Raw genomic sequence first — 15533 nt, 5'->3', positions numbered from 1 at the left:
CTAAAGCCAACGCTCGCGGATCAGCTCGACCATGGCCTTGGCAGCCCGGCCGCGATGGCTGTTGGCGTTCTTGACCTCGATGGGCAACTGGGCGAAGGTCTGGCCGAACTCGGGGATGAACATCACCGGGTCGAAACCGAAGCCGTTTGTACCCAGGCGCTCGCGCGCGATCTCGCCGCTGACACGACCCACGGCCACCAGGGGCTCGGGGTCATCAGCCGAACGCAGGGCCACCAGGGTGCTGACCATGGCGGCACGCCGGTTCTCCACACCCTTCATCTGCTCCAGCAGGGCCGTGACGTTGTTGTCGTCACCCTTGGCGTAACCGAACTGCGTGGCATAAAAAGCCGTGTCCACACCGGGCAGGCCCCCGAAGGCGTCCACGCACAGGCCGGCGTCGTCCGCGATGGCCGGCAAGCCGCTGAGTTTCGCGGCATGGCGTGCCTTGGCCAGCGCGTTTTCCAGGAAGGTGCGAAACGGCTCCTCGGCCTCGGGAATGTTCAGCTCGCCCTGGCGCACCAGCTCCAGACCCAGCGGCGCCAGCATCTCCTGCAGCTCGCGCAGCTTGCCCGCGTTGTTGGAGGCGAGGACGATCTTTTTCATCAGGACTTCAGCGCCGCGTCTTGCAGGCGGACCAGTTCCTTGACACCCGACTCGGCCAGGGCCAGCAGGCGGTCCATCTCCTGGCGGCTGAAGGCCGCGCCTTCGGCCGTGCCCTGCACCTCGATGTAGTGGCCGGCGCCGGTCATCACCACGTTCATGTCGGTGTCGCAGGCCGAGTCCTCGGTGTACTCCAGGTCCAGCAGGGGCGTGCCCTGCACGATGCCCACCGAGATGGCGGCCACGTGGCCGCTGATGGGCGAGGCGGTGAGCTTGCCGGCGGCCAGCAGGGCGTGGACAGCGTCCTGCGCGGCGACAAAGGCGCCCGTGATGGCGGCCGTGCGGGTGCCGCCGTCGGCCTGCAGCACGTCGCAGTCCAGGGTAATGGTGCGTTCGCCCAGTACCTTCAGGTCGAAGACGGCGCGCAGGGAGCGGCCGATCAGGCGCTGGATCTCCTGCGTGCGGCCGGTCTGCTTGCCACGCGCGGCCTCGCGGTCGCTGCGGGTGTGGGTGGCGCGCGGCAGCATGCCGTACTCGGCCGTGACCCAGCCCTCGCCGCTGCCTTTCTTGTGCGGCGGCACGCGCTCTTCCACCGAAGCGGTGCAGAGCACGCGCGTGTTGCCGAATTCGATCAGCACCGAGCCTTCGGCGTGGATGGTGTAGTGGCGGGTGATGCGCACGGGGCGCAGCTGGTCGGCGGCACGGCCACCGCTACGGACAAATTCAGTCATGGCTGTACCTGCAGGTCAAAAGGAAGGCCGCCAGGGTGCCCGGCGCTCAGCCGTTGCGGCGTGCGGCAGTGCGGCGGATGGCTTCGTTGATCTCGGCGATCGAGCGTTCGATGGCCTCGTCGTCCAGATCCTCGACGATGGTGTCCACGCCACCGGCCTGCACCGTGGAAGCAAAGACGCCGTCGTTGATGCTGTCGGTGGTGACGCTGCCGCGGGTTTCCTCGAAGTTGTCGGGCGTTTCCCACTCCATGGCGATCACGGTCACGTTGTCGCTGTTGGCGCCGGCTTTCTCCAGCGCCTTGTCGACCAGATCAGGGACGGCGCGCGCCACCGGCTTGAGGCCGAGGTCATAGGTGATCTCGATATCCGACAGGGCGCTCCACAGGCCGTCGGAACACAGCAGGATGCGGTCGCTCTGCTGCAGGTTGATCGGTCCCATGACGTCGAACACCGGATTGGCCGGCGAGCCCAGGCAGGTGAAGAGCACGTTGCGGTTGGTCTTCTCGCCGTTCTTGGCGCCCGGGGGCACCTCGTCCTGGCGTTGTTCCGCATAAGAGTGGTCGCGTGTGCGCGCCAGCATCTCGCCGTCGCGCACCATGTACAGGCGCGAATCACCGCAGTGCACCCAGCTCACGCTGTCACCCTGGACCAGGGCCGCCACGAAGGTGGTGCGCGGCGTGTCCAGCATGTTCTTGCTGGCGGCATAGGTCAGGATCTGGCGATGCGCCAGCAGCACCGAGGACGCCAGAAAGGCACGCGGGTCCTTGATGCCGGTCTTGGTCTCCTGCTGGAAGGCGGCCGAGACCACCTGCAGCGCCAGCTGGGCCGCGACTTCGCCCTCCGGGTGGCCACCCATGCCGTCGGCCAGCAGGAACAGCGCGGCATCACGCGTGTAGCAGTAGCCCATGCGGTCTTCATTGGTGCCACGACCACCCTTGCGACTGACCTGGAAAACGGAAAATTTCATTTCGGTTTGACGGCAGCAACGCCGGTCACGCTTTTGACGCTTTTCTTGGTGTCCGCCACCATGGTGTCGAACTGCAGGCGCATCTTCTCGGCCATGGACAGCTTGGTGTAACGGCGCTCACCTTCGCGGCTGAGTTCTTTCTGCAGGGCAAACACCGACTGCGGCCGCGACAGGGGATCGAGCGCCATGGTCCATTCGACCACCTCGATCAGGTTGTCCGAATACACGCCGCGCAGGCGCGCCAGCGCCGTGGTCAGGCGGTCTTTCTCCAGGCGTTGCGGCGCCTCGTTGGGCGGGTAACCCTGCATGCAGGCGTAGATGCAGGCCCCGATGGCGTAGATGTCGGTCCAGGGGCCCATGGCGGCATCGCGCCGGTACATCTCGGGCGCGGCGAAGCCGGGCGTGTACATGGGGCGGATGAAGTTGCCTTCCTTGCTCAGCACTTCGCGTGCGGCGCCGAAGTCGATCAGCACCGAGCGGTTGTCGTCGGTGATGAAGATGTTGGCCGGCTTGATGTCCAGGTGCAGCATCTTGTGCTGGTGCACGATGCGCAGGCCGCGCAGGATCTCGTCGAACAGCGAGCGGATGGTGGACTCGCGGAACACCTTCTGCTGCTTCTGGTCGCGTGCGGTGATGATGAAGTCCTGCAGGGACGCGCCCTCCAGGTAGTTCATCACCATGTAGACGGTCTCGTTCTCGCGGAAGAAGTTCAGCACGCTGACCACGGAGGGGTGCGAGATCTGCGCCAGCGAGCGGCCCTCCTCGAAGAAGCTCTTGAGGCCGAGGCGGTACAGGGACAGTTTCTCGGTGGTGACCTGGGGCAGCAGTTCGCCGGGCGCGCGCGCCACGAGGGATGCGGGCAGGTATTCCTTGATGGCGACCTGCTGGCCCTCCGGGTCGATGGCCAGGTACACCACGCCAAAGCCTCCGGCCGCCACCTTGCGGACGACGCGGTAACCGCCGATCTGGGTTTCCGGGGACAGGGGTGCTGGTTTGACCTTGGACATCATTCTGGTGGGGCTGCCCCGATGACCGGGCCCAATCCGGTTATTCTCGGGGTCGTTATACAGATCAAGAATACGCCATGCCAGTTTACAGCATGACCGGCTACGCCAGTGCCCAGCAGGGCGCCGCCACCGGCCCCGACAGCCCCTCCGCGCCCGTGCGCCTCGGCCTGGAAATCCGCTCCGTCAACGGCCGCTTCCTGGACTTCAGCCTGCGCCTGTCCGAGGAACTGCGCACGCACGAACCCGCCCTGCGCGAACTGGTGCAGAGCCGGCTCAAGCGCGGCAAGGTCGAACTGCGCGCCTTTGTCGAATCCACCGTGGCCGGCAACGTGGCCGAGCCCAGCCCGCGCCTGCTGCAGCGCCTCAACACGCTGCAGGACAGCGTGAAGTCCTGGCTGCCCGAAGCCCGGGGCCTGAGCGTGGCCGACATCCTCAAGCTGTCCTCTGGCGAACAGGGCGCCGGCCAGGACTGGGGCCCGGCCCTGCAGGCCCTGGCGACCCAGGCACTGGACGCCCTGGTGCAGGCCCGCGCGCGCGAAGGCGCCCGCCTGGCCACCATGCTGCTGGGCCACATCGCCCAGCTGCGCCAGCTGGCCACCCAGGCGGGGCCCATGCTGCCCCTGCTGGTGGAGCAGCAGCGCCAGCGCTTCCTGGAACGCTGGCAGGAAGCCATGGCCCTGACCGACGGCGCCACCCCTCCCCAGGCCGCCCAGGAGCGCGCCCTGACCGAAGCCACCGCCTACGCCATCCGCATCGACGTGGCCGAGGAGCTGACCCGCCTGGCCTCGCACCTGGACGAGATCGAGCGCCTGCTCAAGAAGGGGGGCGAGGTCGGCAAACGCCTGGACTTCCTGATCCAGGAACTGCACCGCGAGGCCAACACCCTGGGCTCCAAATCGGCCGCCCTGGACCTGACCCGCATCTCGGTGGACATGAAGGTGCTGATCGAGCAGATGCGCGAGCAGGTGCAGAACCTAGAATAAGTCCATCCCGGCCACCGCTTCATCCATGGACCATCCCGGTAATCTCTACGTCATCGCCGCCCCCAGCGGGGCCGGCAAGTCCACTCTGGTCAAGGCCCTGCTGGCGCAGGACCCCCGCCTGCAGCTCTCGGTCTCGCACACCACGCGCTCGCCCCGGGGCCAGGAGCAGAACGGGCGCGAGTACTACTTCGTCTCGCCCGCGGCCTTCGACGCCATGGTCCAGGCCGACGCCTTCGTCGAGTGGGCCCATGTGCACAACCACCGCTACGGTACCTCGCGCCAGGCCATCGAGGACAAGATCCGGGCCGGCGCCGACATCGTGCTGGAGATCGACTACCAGGGGGCCATGCAGATCAAGACGCTGTTCCCGGACGCCGTGACCATCTTCATCCTGCCGCCGAGCTGGGCGGAATTGCGTGCCCGGCTGGAAAAACGCGGCGAAGACAGCGCCGAGGTGATCGCCCTGCGGCTGGAGAATGCCGCCACCGAGATGGCCCAGGCCCCGAACTTCGATTTCGTTATAATCAACGACTTGTTCGAGCGCGCGCTGGCCGACCTTCAACTGGTCGTGAATGCCCAGCGGCTTCGGTACCCGGCCCAGCGCCGGTCCCGGCCCGACGCCTTCCAGGCGCTGCGCCTGCCCTGATGCCGGATCGCCCGGTCCACTGGAGTAAATACATGGCCCGTATCACCGTCGAAGACTGCCTGCAGCAGATCCCCAACCGTTTCCAGCTCGTGCTGGCCGCGACCTACCGCGCCCGCATGCTCAGCCAGGGCCATGCCCCGAAGATCGAGAGCAAGAACAAGCCGGGCGTGACCGCCCTGCGCGAGATTGCCGAAGGCAAGATCGGCCTGGAGATGCTGAAGAAGGTCCCGGTCTGAGACGACCCCCGTCCGACCTGTAAAAAGCACCGCTTGCGGTGCTTTTTTCTTGCCCGCCCCCGGAATAGTGCCCGTAGTTATATATTCGAGGGGTGAGCGCCATCCTCCAGGCCCCAGCCGCCAGCCCCAGCACCCCGAGTCCACCCGACCCGGCTGGTCCGGCCGCGGCCAATGCGGCGGCAGCGAGCTTCGCCAGCCTCACGGCCCGCCTGGACTACCTCTCGCCCTCCGACCTGGAGCAGGTGCGCCAGGCCTACCGCTTCGCCGACGAGGCCCATCTGGGCCAGCTGCGCAACAGCGGTGAACCCTACATCACCCACCCCATCGCCGTGGCCGCCCAGTGCGCCGAGTGGAAACTCGACGCCCAGGCCCTGATGGCGGCCCTGCTGCACGACGCCCTGGAAGACTGCGGTGTCAGCAAGGCCGAGCTGATCGAGCGCTTCGGCTCGCCGGTGGCCGAACTGGTGGACGGCCTGACCAAGCTGGACAAGCTGCAGTTCAACACGCGCGAGGAAAGCCAGGCCGAGTCCTTCCGCAAGATGCTGCTGGCCATGGCGCGCGACGTGCGTGTCATCCTCATCAAGCTGGCCGACCGCAGCCACAACATGCGCACCCTGGCCGACGTGCCGCGCGCGAAATGGGCCCGCATCGCCTCGGAAACGCAGGAGATCTACGCCCCCATCGCCTATCGCCTGGGCCTGAACCAGACCTACCGCGAACTGCAGGACCTGTCCTTCCGCCACCTGCACCCCTGGCGCCACGCCGTCCTGGAAAGGGCGCTGGAGCGGGCCCGGGGCCGCCGCCGCGACCTGATCCAGAAGGTGCGCAAGGAGGTGGAGACCGCCTTCGAGGGGGCCGGCATGTCCGTGCGCATCGGCGGACGCGAGAAGACGCTTTATTCCATCTACCGCAAGATGGACGAGAAGCACCTGAGCTTCGCGCAGATCACCGACATGTACGGCTTTCGCCTGCTCGTGCCCGGCCAGATCGACTGCTACACGGCCCTGGGCACCCTGCACCAGCTCTACAAGCCGGTGCCCGGCAAGTTCAAGGACCACATCGCCATCCCCAAGCTCAACGGCTACCAGTCGCTGCACACCACCCTGGTCGGCCCCTCGGGCGTGAACATCGAGTTCCAGATCCGCACCGAGGCCATGCACGTGGTGGCCGAATCGGGCGTGGCCGCGCACTGGCTCTACAAGGCCAACGATCCCGACAGCCCCATGACCGCCCGCCTGGGGGCTCAGTGGCTGCAGTCCCTGCTGGACATCCAGAACGAGACCCGCGACGCCGCCGAGTTCTGGGACCATGTCAAGGTGGACCTGTTCCCCGACGCGGTCTACGTCTTCACGCCCAAGAGCAAGATCATGGCGCTGCCGCGCGGCGCCACCGTGGTGGACTTCGCCTACGCCATCCACAGCGACATCGGCGACCGCACCATGGCCGCACGCATCAACGGCGAGCAGGTGCCGCTGCGCACCGAACTCAAGAACGGCGACGTGGTCGAGGTCGTGACGGCGCCGGTGTCGGCTCCCAACCCGGCCTGGCTGAGTTTCGTGCGCACGGGACGGGCGCGCTCCAAGATCCGCCATCACCTCAAGACCCTGGCCCAGACGGAGTCCGAGGGACTGGGCGAAAAACTGCTGCTGCAGGCGCTGCGTGCCGAGGGCATCGAGCGCTTCCCGACCGACGACGACGGTGCCAGCGCCGGCATCTGGGACAAGCTGCTGCGCTTCACCGGCAACCGCAACCGCTCCGAACTGCTGATGGACATCGGCCTGGGCAAGCGTATCGCCAGCATCGTCGCCAAGCGCATGGCCACCCTGCTGGCCGAAAGCGGTGAGAAGCCCAATGCCGTGCTCATGACCCGTGAGCGCTTCAATGCCGAGTCGTCCGGCCACAGCACCGTGGTCGTCGATGGCAGCGAGAATGCCTCGGTGCAGTACGCTGCCTGCTGCCACCCCATTCCGGGCGACGCCATCGTCGGCTACCTCGGTCGCGGTGAAGGCCTGGTGGTGCATACCGAAGACTGTGCCGTGGCACGCAAGCTGCACAACAAGGACAGCGAACGTTTCATCGGCGTGGAGTGGTCGGACGAACCGGCCCGCGCCTTCGAAACCGGCATCGTGGTCACGGTCAACAACGGCAAGGGTGTGCTGGCACGCGTGGCGTCGGCACTGGCGGCCTCGGAGGCCGACATCATCCACATCGACATGGGGAAGGAAGCGGCCCAGGAAACCACCGACCTGCGCTTCATCATCGCAGTGCGTGACCGAATCCACCTGGCCACCGTGCTGCGCAACCTCAAACGCACGTCCTCGGTGCTGCGCGCCCGGCGCGGCACCGGCAACGCCTGATCAGAGCGGCGCACCCGGTGCCGGGTACTGCACCGCCAGCACCTCGATCTCCTCCACCCCGACCGGCGTCACCAGCTTCAGGACATCGCCCACGCGCGACTTGAGCAGGGTGCGCGCCACCGGCGCCACCCAGCTGACCTGCCCCTGCAGGCTGTCGGCTTCGTCGATGCCCAGGATGGTGATGGTGCGCTCCAGGCCCGCCTCGTCCGCATAGGTGACGGTGGCGCCAAAGAACACCTGGTCGCTACCGTGGTGCACGCTGGGATCGGTGACCTCGGCAATCTCCAGGCGCTTGGTCAGGAAGCGAATCCGGCGGTCGATCTCGCGCAGGCGTTTCTTGCCGTAAAGATAGTCGCCGTTCTCCGAACGATCGCCGTTGCTGGCCGCCCAATGCACGATCTCCACCACCTTGGGCCGCTCGTTGTCGATCAGCTCCATCCACTCGGCGCGCAGGCGCGCATAACCGGCGGGCGTGATGTAGTTCTTGCCGCCGGCCGGCAAGGCGGGCAGTTGCACATCGTCATCCTCGTCGCTGTCGGTTTCGCGGGTAAAGGCCTTGCTCATGCAGTCTTCCTGGGAAGCAGGAAATTGTGTCGGGAAAGAAAAAAGCCTGCAACTTTGCAGTTGCAGGCTTTTTCGTTTTGGTGCGGCTGGCAGGAATTGAACCCACGACCCCTTGGTTCGTAGCCAAGTACTCTATCCAACTGAGCTACAGCCGCGAAGAGCGAAATTGTAGCATGACTTGCGGCCCTGCTGCCCAAAGAGGAAAAAATCACATTCAGCCGGCCCTCGTGATCGGGATGAGGGGAATCCTGTCCCCGGCGGCGGCAAGATCGACTAACCTCGTAGCAAAGCAACAATCACGGAGACACCATGCAAGCGATCCGCCTGGCGGGCCTGCTGGCAGCCATCAGCCTGGGGCTGGTAACTGCCCCGCTGCAAGCCCAGCCCAACACGACCGGCCCCATCCGCCTCGGCCTCATCTTTCCGCTCACCGGCGGCTCTTCCGACATGGGCAACAGCGCCCTGGTCGGCGCACAGGTGGCGGTCAACGAGATCAACCAGGTGGGCGGCTACCTGGGCCGGCCGCTCGAACTGGTGGTGCGCGACGACATGGCCGACAACGACACCGGGCTCAAGCACGCCCAGGACCTGGTGCTCAAGGAAAAGGTGGTGGCCACCATCGGCTTCTGCAACAGCGGCGTGGCCATGAAGGCGCTGGACGTGTTCCAGAACAACCAGCACACGCTGATCGTTCCCTGCGCCACCGGCACGGCCATCACGGCCAAGTACCCGGCCGCGCAGAGTTTCATCTTTCGCACCGCGGCCCCGGACCAGCACCAGACCCAGTTCCTGGTGGACGAAATCGTCAAACGCGGCCTCACCAAGGTAGCCCTGCTGGTGGACAGCACCGGCTACGGCGACGCCGGCCTCAAGGACCTGGAAGCAGCCCTGGGCCGCGCCGGGCTCAAGCCCCAGGCCGTTGTGCGTTTCAAGGTCGGCGTGAAAACGCTGGAAGACGAGATCAAGGAGTTGAGGAACTCCGGCGCCGACGCGCTGATCGGCTGGACCGTCGGCCCCGAGCAGGGCGTGATTTCCGCCAGCCGCGTTGCCGTGGGCTGGAAGGTGCCCCAGTTCGGCCCCTGGGGCCTGTCACACGCCTCGGCCTTCAACACCTCGGGCGGCAAGGTCGAAGGTGCCCTGGTGGTGCAGACCGTGCTGCCCAACATCTTCCTGGAACGCAACAGCACTTTCCTGCGCAACTACAACAAGGTCCGCAAGGAACAGCCCATCGGCTCCATGATGTCGGCGGCCCAGACCTACGACGCCGTCAACCTGCTGGTGCGCGCCATGTTCGATTCGCGCGGCGACTTCTCCGGCCCGGCCATGAAAAAAGCCCTGGAGAACCCGAGCGGCATCTACCGCGGGGTGGTGACCACCTACGACCGCCCCTTCTCCGACAAGGACCACGACGCCATCTCGCTCAATATGCTGTGGCTGGGCACCTGGCGCAACCAGGAGCGCGCTTATCACTACAAGGAAGACGAGAAGCGCGCCACGGTGATCCGGCGCAAGCAATGACGCGCGGGACAAGCATCATCAACCGGCATCACACGGACCGTTCGCCATGACCCTCCGATGGCGGCGCCCCGCCTGCGCCCTACGCTGGGCCATTGGCCTGCTCTCGGCCTGTCTGCTCAGCGCCTGCGCCCCCCAGTTCGGGGTGCAGCGCACCGAGGTTCGGACCCCGGCACTGAACTCCAGCTATTTCGAGGCATCGGACGGCACCCGCCTGCCGCTGCGCACCTATGCCAGCGGCCCGCATCCGAAAGCAATCGTGATCGCCCTGCACGGCTTCAACGATCACAGCGGCTTCATCGATGAAGCCGCACGCCACTATGCAAGCCAGGGCATCCACACCGTGGCCTACGACCAGCGCGGTTTTGGCGCGGCTCCCGGGCGCGGCGAGTGGGCCGGCGAGGCGGCCCTGGTCGATGACCTGCTGACCATGGCGGCCCTGACCCGGCAGCAGTACCCCGATGTGCCGCTGTATGTGCTCGGCGAGAGCATGGGCGCCGCCGTGGCTGCGGTGGCCCTGGCGGACGCGCCAGCGGCCCGGGTCGATGGCGTCATCCTCAGCGCACCGGCCGTCTGGTCACGCGACTTCATGCCCTGGTACCAGCGCCTGGCACTGGCCGTGGCCGCCCGCATCGCCCCGACAATGACACTGAGCGGCAAGGGGGTGCGGATCACCCCTTCGGACAACCTCGAGATGCGGATCGCCCTGGCCCGGGATCCCCTGGTCATCAAGGAAACGCGTATCGACGGGCTGTACGGTTTGACCGATCTCATGGACCGGGCCCGCAGTGCCGTCACCCGGCTGCGGCATCGGACCTTGATTCTCTACGGCATCCGGGATGAGGTCATCCCCAAGAAACCGCTGATCGGCCTGCTCGAAGCCATGCCCGCGCAGGACATGCATCATTTTCGTTTTGCCCTCTACCCCAACGGCTATCACATGCTGCAGCGTGACCTGCAGCGGGCTGTCGTCTGGGACGATGTCGTGACATGGGCCCTCTATACTGACCGGCCCTTGCCCTCACGGGTGGAGCGCAGCAGGGACGACGCACTCACCGAGCTGCGACAGCTTGCCACCAAACTTTAACCAACCACGGGAGACTGTCTTGAATTCTGGAAAAACCTGGATTGAATTGCTGGGCTTGGGACGGGTTTTAAGCGCCGTGCTGCTGCTGGCCGCGCTGGCCGGCTGCGCGACGACACCGCAGACGACCACCTACATGATCCAGTCGAACGTGCCCGACATCGATGTCTACAAGGGACCGTCACCCGACAAAATGGCCTTCTACATCAAGGCGCCGTTTTATGAAGTGGCCTACGCCTCGAAATACTGGTCCAACCAGTATTTCATGGCCAGGAAGCCGGGTTATCACGACTCTGAAATCATCCAGCAACCCACTTCGGCCTGGGGCACCCCGGTGAACCTCCACTTCTTCATGCGCCCGAAGCCGGTCGGCACCGCCGCGGAGTTCGCGCCCTATGCAGCGCGCGGCACCGTCGAAGCCGGCGATGAGTTCCTGAAAGCCTACCCGGAGACACCGATCCGTAGCGAGGTGTATGCCCACATGGCCTCGCAGCTTCCCAAGGACAACCAGGCGCGCGATGCAGCGCTGGAGCGACTGCTGGGGATGTATCCCGGCTTCTCCGACAACCTGACCGTATCGGAGCGTCTGTCATGGACCGGTCCGCAAGGTCTGCGCGTCAGGGACATCCAGCAACAGGCCAAAAGCCCCGCCAGCATCACGACGGTCGAGAAACGGATACTGGCCAGCAGCGCCATGTACAAGGACTTCAGCTCGGAAGAACTCAAGATCCTGAAGCAGATGCGGGTTCATGATCGCCTGGTCGCCGCGATGCAACGCAGCACCCAGGCCTCCCGGGAAGCGACCGCCAAGGCCGAGGCGAGCGCCAGGGCTGCGCAAGCAGCCGCACAAGCCGAGGCCGAGGCGAGCAGGCAGCGTGCCGCTGCTGCCGCAGCCGCTGCGGCAGCAGCGCAACCGGTGGCCGCCACGGCACCCAGCGCAGACAACATGCCGACCGAATGCGTCCAGCTGGTGGCCGCCTACAAGGCCTGCGACCGGACCGGGGGCTTCTTCGCCATGGCTTGCCGCATGACTGCCGACAGCCAATTCAAGTGCCCCATTCCTGCAACGCAACTGCTACGCTAGGGCCGGATACAGTGGACGTGGACCGGACGTTTGACCGCCGTTCTCCTCTGTACAAATGGTAGGGCGTGCTGGGCTCGAACCAGCGACCAAGGGATTATGAGTCCCCTGCTCTAACCAACTGAGCTAACGCCCCGACCGAAGGCGTGATTGTAAGGGCCTACTTGTGGTGGCTCAGGGCATTGCCCAGCAGCTTGGACGTGATGTCCACGATCTGGATCATGCGCTCGTAGGGCATGCGCGTGGGGCCGATCACGCCCAGCGTGCCCACCACCTGGCCATCCACCTCGTAGGGGGCGCTGACCACGGAGAGTTCCTCGAAGGGCACCACCTGGCTTTCGCCGCCGATGAAGATGCGCACCCCCTCGGCCTGGCCGGCGATGTCCAGCAGGCGCATCAACTGCGCCTTCTGCTCGAACAGGTCGAACGCCCGGCGCAGGTGGCCCATGTCGCTGGAAAAATCGGAGACGGCCAGCAGGTTGCGCTCACCGGAGATCACCACCTCGTCCTGCGGCTGCGTCATGGCCTCGGTGCCCACGGTCACGGCGGCCTGCATCAACTTGGCGATCTCCCCGCGCAGTGTGTCCACCTCGCCCTGCAGGCGCTCGCGCACCTGCTCCAGCGTCAGGCCCATGTAGTGGGCGTTGAGGTAGTTGGAGGCCTCGACCAGCTGCGAAGGCGAATAATCGGTCTCGGTGAAGATGACGCGGTTCTGCACGTCGCCCTCGGGCGAAACCAGGATGACCAGGATACGGCGTTCGCCCAGGCGCAGGAACTCGATGTGGCGAAACACCGAGGAGCGACGCGGCGACATGACCACACCGACGAACTGCGAGAGCGAGGACAGCAGGTTGGCGGCGCTGGAGATGACCTTCTGCGGCTGGTCCGGCACCAGGCTGGGTGCGGTGATCTGCTCGCGCTGGGCGGTGAGCATGGTGTCGACGAAAAGGCGATAACCACGCGCCGTGGGCACGCGCCCGGCCGAGGTGTGCGGGCTGGCAATCAGGCCCAGCTCCTCCAGGTCGGACATCACGTTGCGGATGGTCGCCGGGGACAGCTCCAGACCGGAGGCACGCGAGAGCGTACGCGAGCCGACGGGTTGCCCTTCGGCAATGTAGCGTTCCACCAGCGTTTTGAGCAACAACTTGGCGCGGTCATCGAGCATGGGATCATTTTAATGATGTAATTTGCGAATGAACTCCAGATTCCGCCAGGTGGCCCTGATTGGCAAGTACCAGACCGTCGCCGGCGGTAGCCAGGGCAGCCGCGCGCGCCCGGCGCTGGCCGACATTGCCGCCTTCCTGCAAACGCAGGGTTGCGCCGTGGTGGTGGAAGAGCAGACCGCGACCAATGCCGGCCTGGAGGGCTACCCGGTGCTGGATCTGGCCGCCATAGCCCAGCAGTGCGACCTGGGCCTGGTGGTGGGCGGCGACGGCACCATGCTGGGCATCAGCCGCAAGCTGGCCAGTTCCGGCGTGCCGCTGATCGGCATCAACCACGGCCGCCTGGGTTTCATGACCGACATCCCCTTCGGCAGCTTCGAGACCGTGCTGCCGCCCATGCTGCAGGGCGAATACGAAGAGGAGCAGCGCCAGCTCATGCACGCCCGCGTGCTGCGCCAGGGCAACTGCGTGTTCGATACCCTGGCCATGAACGACGTGGTGGTGCACCGGGGCAACTCCTCGGGCATGGTGGAGCTGCGCGTCGAGGTGGACGGCCACTTCGTGGCCAACCAGCGCGCCGATGGCCTCATCATCGCCACCCCGACCGGCTCCACGGCCTACTCGCTGTCAGCCGGCGGCCCCATCCTGCATCCGGCGATCGCCGGCTGGGTGCTGGCGCCGATCGCGCCGCATACCCTGTCCAACCGCCCCATCGTGCTGTCCAGCCAGTCCGAGGTGGCCATCGAGATCGCTTCGGATCGCGAAGCCATTGCCAACTTCGACATGCAGTCCCTGTCTGCGCTGCACCACGGCGACCGTATCATCGTGCGCCGCTCGGAGCACAGCGTGCGTTTCCTGCACCCGCGCGGCTGGAGTTATTTCGACACCCTGCGGCAAAAGCTGCACTGGAATGAGGGAGTGGCCGGCTTGTGAGCCTCAAACGCATCGTCCTGCGGGACTTCGTCATCATCAGCGAGCTCGAGCTCGAACTCGAGAGCGGTTTCAGCGTGCTGACCGGCGAGACCGGCGCCGGCAAGTCCATCCTGATCGATGCCTTGCAGCTCGTCACCGGGGCCCGCTCCGACACCGGACTGATCCGCGAAGGCGCAGGCCGCACGGACGTGAGTGCCGAGTTCGGCGAATGCACCGCCCTGCTGGGCTGGCTGCAGGAGGCCGGCTTCGACCCGGGATTCGACCCCGGTTTCACCCTGCTGCTGCGCCGCACCGTGGACACGCAGGGCAAGAGCCGCGCCTGGATCAACGGCAGCCCGGCTACCGCGACCCAGTTGCGCGAACTGGGCGAGCGCCTCTTCGACATCCATGGCCAGCATGCCTGGCAGAGCCTGACGCGTGCCGAGGCCGTGCGCGGCCTGCTCGACGCCTATGCCCAGCTCGACACCAGCGCCCTCACCCGGAGCTGGCTGCACTGGCGGGAAACCCAGACCACACTGGATGAAGCCCGCAAGGCCCAAGACAGCCTGCAGCGCGAGCGCGAGCGCCTGGGCTGGCAGATCGGTGAAATCGAAAAACTCGCGCCCCAGGCCGGCGAATGGGAAACCCTCAACACCGACCACAGCCGTCTGGCCCATGCCCAGGCCCTGCTCGATGCCGCCCAGGGCGCGCTGGACGCGCTGGAGGGCGAGGACGGCGGCGCCTCTCACGCCCTGGGCAGTGCCCGCCAGTTGCTACAAAATCAGGAGCATCTGGAGCCTGAATTCAAATCGCTGGCGGAGGTCTTGAACTCCAGCCTGGCGCAGGTGGAGGACAGCGTGCACAGCCTGCGCGCCTACCTGCGCCGCACCGACCTGGACCCGGAGCGTCTGGCCGAGCTGGACACCCGGATGACCTCCTGGATGTCGCTGGCGCGTCGTTACAAGCGTCCGCCGGAAGAACTGGCCGCCACGCTGGCCGGCTGGCGGGAAGAACTGGCCAAACTCGATGCCGCCGCCGATCTGGCCGCGCTGGAAGGCGCCGAACAGCAGGCCCAGGCCGCCTATATGAAGCAGGCGCAGGCCGTCTCCAAGGCCCGCGCCGTGGCCGCGCCCAAGCTGGCCCAGGCCATCACCCAGGCCATGCAGGGCCTGGGCATGCAGGGCGGGCGTTTCGAAGTGACGCTGCAGAAAGCCGAACACCCCATGCAAAGCGGCCTGGAAGAGGTCAACTTCCTGGTGGCCGGGCACGCCGGCAGCACACCACGCCCGGTGGGCAAGGTGGCTTCGGGAGGTGAACTCTCGCGCATCGCCCTGGCCATCGCCGTCACCACCAGCCAGCTGGGCACGGCCCAGACCCTGATCTTCGACGAGGTGGATGCCGGCGTGGGCGGTGCCGTGGCCGAGACCGTAGGCCGCCTCATGAAACAGCTGGGCCGCGACCGCCAGGTCATGGCCGTGACCCACCTGCCTCAGGTCGCCGCCTGTGCCGACCACCACCTGGTGGTGGCCAAGCAGCGTCAGGGCCAGGTCACGCTGAGCACGGTGACGCCGGTACAGGGCGAGGCCCGTGTGGCCGAGATCGCGCGCATGCTGGGGGGTGAACGGCTGTCGAGCACCACGCTGGCCCACGCCAAGGAAATGCTGCAGTCCGGCAGCTGAACGAAACG

At 66.3% G+C, this 15533-nt stretch carries 15 protein-coding genes and 2 tRNA genes; 9 read left to right on the top strand and 8 right to left on the bottom strand.

What is annotated here, in order from left to right:
• The 4 genes from rdgB to HTY51_RS02070 are packed head-to-tail and all read right to left on the bottom strand — an operon-like array spanning position 1 to position 3305.
• Positions 1 to 603 (bottom strand): RdgB/HAM1 family non-canonical purine NTP pyrophosphatase, encoded by a 603-nt coding sequence (rdgB, locus tag HTY51_RS02085; RefSeq protein WP_174251177.1) that lies wholly within the window; start codon positions 601 to 603, stop codon positions 1 to 3.
• Entirely contained in the window at positions 603 to 1331 is a 729-nt protein-coding gene (gene rph / locus HTY51_RS02080; RefSeq protein WP_174251176.1) for a ribonuclease PH, read from the bottom strand. The genes rdgB and rph overlap by 1 nt, the downstream gene beginning before the upstream one ends.
• Positions 1332 to 1377: 46 nt before the next feature.
• Complete coding sequence (locus HTY51_RS02075) at positions 1378 to 2298, bottom strand: PP2C family serine/threonine-protein phosphatase (protein WP_174251175.1); 921 nt, start codon at positions 2296 to 2298, stop codon at positions 1378 to 1380.
• On the bottom strand, positions 2295 to 3305 hold the full coding sequence (locus HTY51_RS02070) for a serine/threonine-protein kinase (protein ID WP_174251174.1): 1011 nt from the start codon (positions 3303 to 3305) through the stop codon (positions 2295 to 2297). Before HTY51_RS02070 ends, HTY51_RS02075 begins: the two co-directional genes overlap by 4 nt.
• 77 nt (positions 3306 to 3382) lie before the next feature.
• On the opposite strand from HTY51_RS02070, the gene HTY51_RS02065 reads away from it, so the two are divergent.
• The 4 genes from HTY51_RS02065 (at position 3383) to HTY51_RS02050 (ending at position 7527) form a co-directional block, all read left to right on the top strand.
• The gene (locus HTY51_RS02065) at positions 3383 to 4288 is read left to right on the top strand and encodes a YicC/YloC family endoribonuclease (protein WP_174251173.1); all 906 of its coding nucleotides are present in this window, start codon (positions 3383 to 3385) and stop codon (positions 4286 to 4288) included.
• Between the two features lie 25 nt (positions 4289 to 4313).
• Positions 4314 to 4934 (top strand): guanylate kinase, encoded by a 621-nt coding sequence (gene gmk, locus HTY51_RS02060; RefSeq protein WP_174251172.1) that lies wholly within the window; start codon positions 4314 to 4316, stop codon positions 4932 to 4934.
• 32 nt (positions 4935 to 4966) lie between these two features.
• Entirely contained in the window at positions 4967 to 5170 is a 204-nt protein-coding gene (rpoZ, locus tag HTY51_RS02055; RefSeq protein ID WP_174251171.1) for a DNA-directed RNA polymerase subunit omega, read from the top strand.
• A gap of 92 nt (positions 5171 to 5262) precedes the next feature.
• Positions 5263 to 7527, top strand: a complete 2265-nt coding sequence (locus HTY51_RS02050; RefSeq protein ID WP_174251170.1) for a bifunctional (p)ppGpp synthetase/guanosine-3',5'-bis(diphosphate) 3'-pyrophosphohydrolase — start codon at positions 5263 to 5265, stop codon at positions 7525 to 7527.
• Here HTY51_RS02050 and greB read toward each other — a convergent pair whose 3' ends face one another.
• Positions 7528 to 8091, bottom strand: a complete 564-nt coding sequence (gene greB / locus HTY51_RS02045; RefSeq protein ID WP_174251169.1) for a transcription elongation factor GreB — start codon at positions 8089 to 8091, stop codon at positions 7528 to 7530. It abuts the gene before it with no gap.
• Positions 8092 to 8169: 78 nt separating this feature from the next.
• Positions 8170 to 8246, bottom strand: a tRNA-Arg gene (locus HTY51_RS02040).
• Positions 8247 to 8400: 154 nt separating this feature from the next.
• Between HTY51_RS02040 and HTY51_RS02035 the strand changes: the two genes are divergently transcribed.
• From HTY51_RS02035 to HTY51_RS02025, 3 genes are all read left to right on the top strand, one after another.
• Positions 8401 to 9609: an ABC transporter substrate-binding protein gene (locus tag HTY51_RS02035; RefSeq protein WP_254606955.1), complete on the top strand. Its 1209-nt coding sequence runs from the start codon at positions 8401 to 8403 to the stop codon at positions 9607 to 9609.
• Positions 9610 to 9655: 46 nt separating this feature from the next.
• Entirely contained in the window at positions 9656 to 10693 is a 1038-nt protein-coding gene (locus tag HTY51_RS02030; protein ID WP_174251168.1) for an alpha/beta hydrolase, read from the top strand.
• Between the two features lie 76 nt (positions 10694 to 10769).
• Entirely contained in the window at positions 10770 to 11774 is a 1005-nt protein-coding gene (locus HTY51_RS02025) for a hypothetical protein (RefSeq protein ID WP_174251167.1), read from the top strand.
• Between the two features lie 56 nt (positions 11775 to 11830).
• Here HTY51_RS02025 and HTY51_RS02020 read toward each other — a convergent pair.
• Both HTY51_RS02020 and hrcA read right to left on the bottom strand, forming a co-directional pair.
• Positions 11831 to 11907 (bottom strand) — tRNA-Ile (locus tag HTY51_RS02020).
• 24 nt (positions 11908 to 11931) lie between these two features.
• Positions 11932 to 12936 (bottom strand): heat-inducible transcriptional repressor HrcA, encoded by a 1005-nt coding sequence (gene hrcA, locus HTY51_RS02015; RefSeq protein WP_174251166.1) that lies wholly within the window; start codon positions 12934 to 12936, stop codon positions 11932 to 11934.
• 28 nt (positions 12937 to 12964) lie between these two features.
• On the opposite strand from hrcA, the gene HTY51_RS02010 reads away from it, so the two are divergent.
• Together HTY51_RS02010 and recN are read left to right on the top strand one after the other, a co-directional pair.
• The gene (locus HTY51_RS02010; RefSeq protein WP_174251165.1) at positions 12965 to 13867 is read left to right on the top strand and encodes an NAD kinase; all 903 of its coding nucleotides are present in this window, start codon (positions 12965 to 12967) and stop codon (positions 13865 to 13867) included.
• Positions 13864 to 15525, top strand: coding sequence for a DNA repair protein RecN (gene recN, locus HTY51_RS02005; RefSeq protein WP_174251164.1), 1662 nt, complete (start codon positions 13864 to 13866; stop codon positions 15523 to 15525). Before HTY51_RS02010 ends, recN begins: the two co-directional genes overlap by 4 nt.
• Positions 15526 to 15533: the final 8 nt, after the last annotated feature.

This window comes from Rhodoferax sp. BAB1, from assembly GCF_013334205.1.
Classification (GTDB): domain Bacteria; phylum Pseudomonadota; class Gammaproteobacteria; order Burkholderiales; family Burkholderiaceae_C; genus Hylemonella.
Note: the sequence above shows the minus strand (reverse complement) of the source record. Positions and strands in the feature narration are given on the sequence as shown.

Excerpts from the sequence above, each read along its gene's own strand:
- HTY51_RS02035 (WP_254606955.1), top strand. The coding sequence starts at position 8,401 with ATGCAAGCGATCCGCCTGGCGGGCCTGCTGGCAGCCATCAGCCTGGGG.
- rdgB (WP_174251177.1), bottom strand. The coding sequence starts at position 603 with ATGAAAAAGATCGTCCTCGCCTCCAACAACGCGGGCAAGCTGCGCGAG.
- HTY51_RS02030 (WP_174251168.1), top strand. The coding sequence starts at position 9,656 with ATGACCCTCCGATGGCGGCGCCCCGCCTGCGCCCTACGCTGGGCCATT.
- HTY51_RS02075 (WP_174251175.1), bottom strand. The coding sequence starts at position 2,298 with ATGAAATTTTCCGTTTTCCAGGTCAGTCGCAAGGGTGGTCGTGGCACC.
- HTY51_RS02070 (WP_174251174.1), bottom strand. The coding sequence starts at position 3,305 with ATGTCCAAGGTCAAACCAGCACCCCTGTCCCCGGAAACCCAGATCGGC.
- rph (WP_174251176.1), bottom strand. The coding sequence starts at position 1,331 with ATGACTGAATTTGTCCGTAGCGGTGGCCGTGCCGCCGACCAGCTGCGC.
- hrcA (WP_174251166.1), bottom strand. The coding sequence starts at position 12,936 with ATGCTCGATGACCGCGCCAAGTTGTTGCTCAAAACGCTGGTGGAACGC.
- greB (WP_174251169.1), bottom strand. The coding sequence starts at position 8,091 with ATGAGCAAGGCCTTTACCCGCGAAACCGACAGCGACGAGGATGACGAT.
- gmk (WP_174251172.1), top strand. The coding sequence starts at position 4,314 with ATGGACCATCCCGGTAATCTCTACGTCATCGCCGCCCCCAGCGGGGCC.
- HTY51_RS02010 (WP_174251165.1), top strand. The coding sequence starts at position 12,965 with ATGAACTCCAGATTCCGCCAGGTGGCCCTGATTGGCAAGTACCAGACC.
- rpoZ (WP_174251171.1), top strand. The coding sequence starts at position 4,967 with ATGGCCCGTATCACCGTCGAAGACTGCCTGCAGCAGATCCCCAACCGT.
- HTY51_RS02065 (WP_174251173.1), top strand. The coding sequence starts at position 3,383 with ATGCCAGTTTACAGCATGACCGGCTACGCCAGTGCCCAGCAGGGCGCC.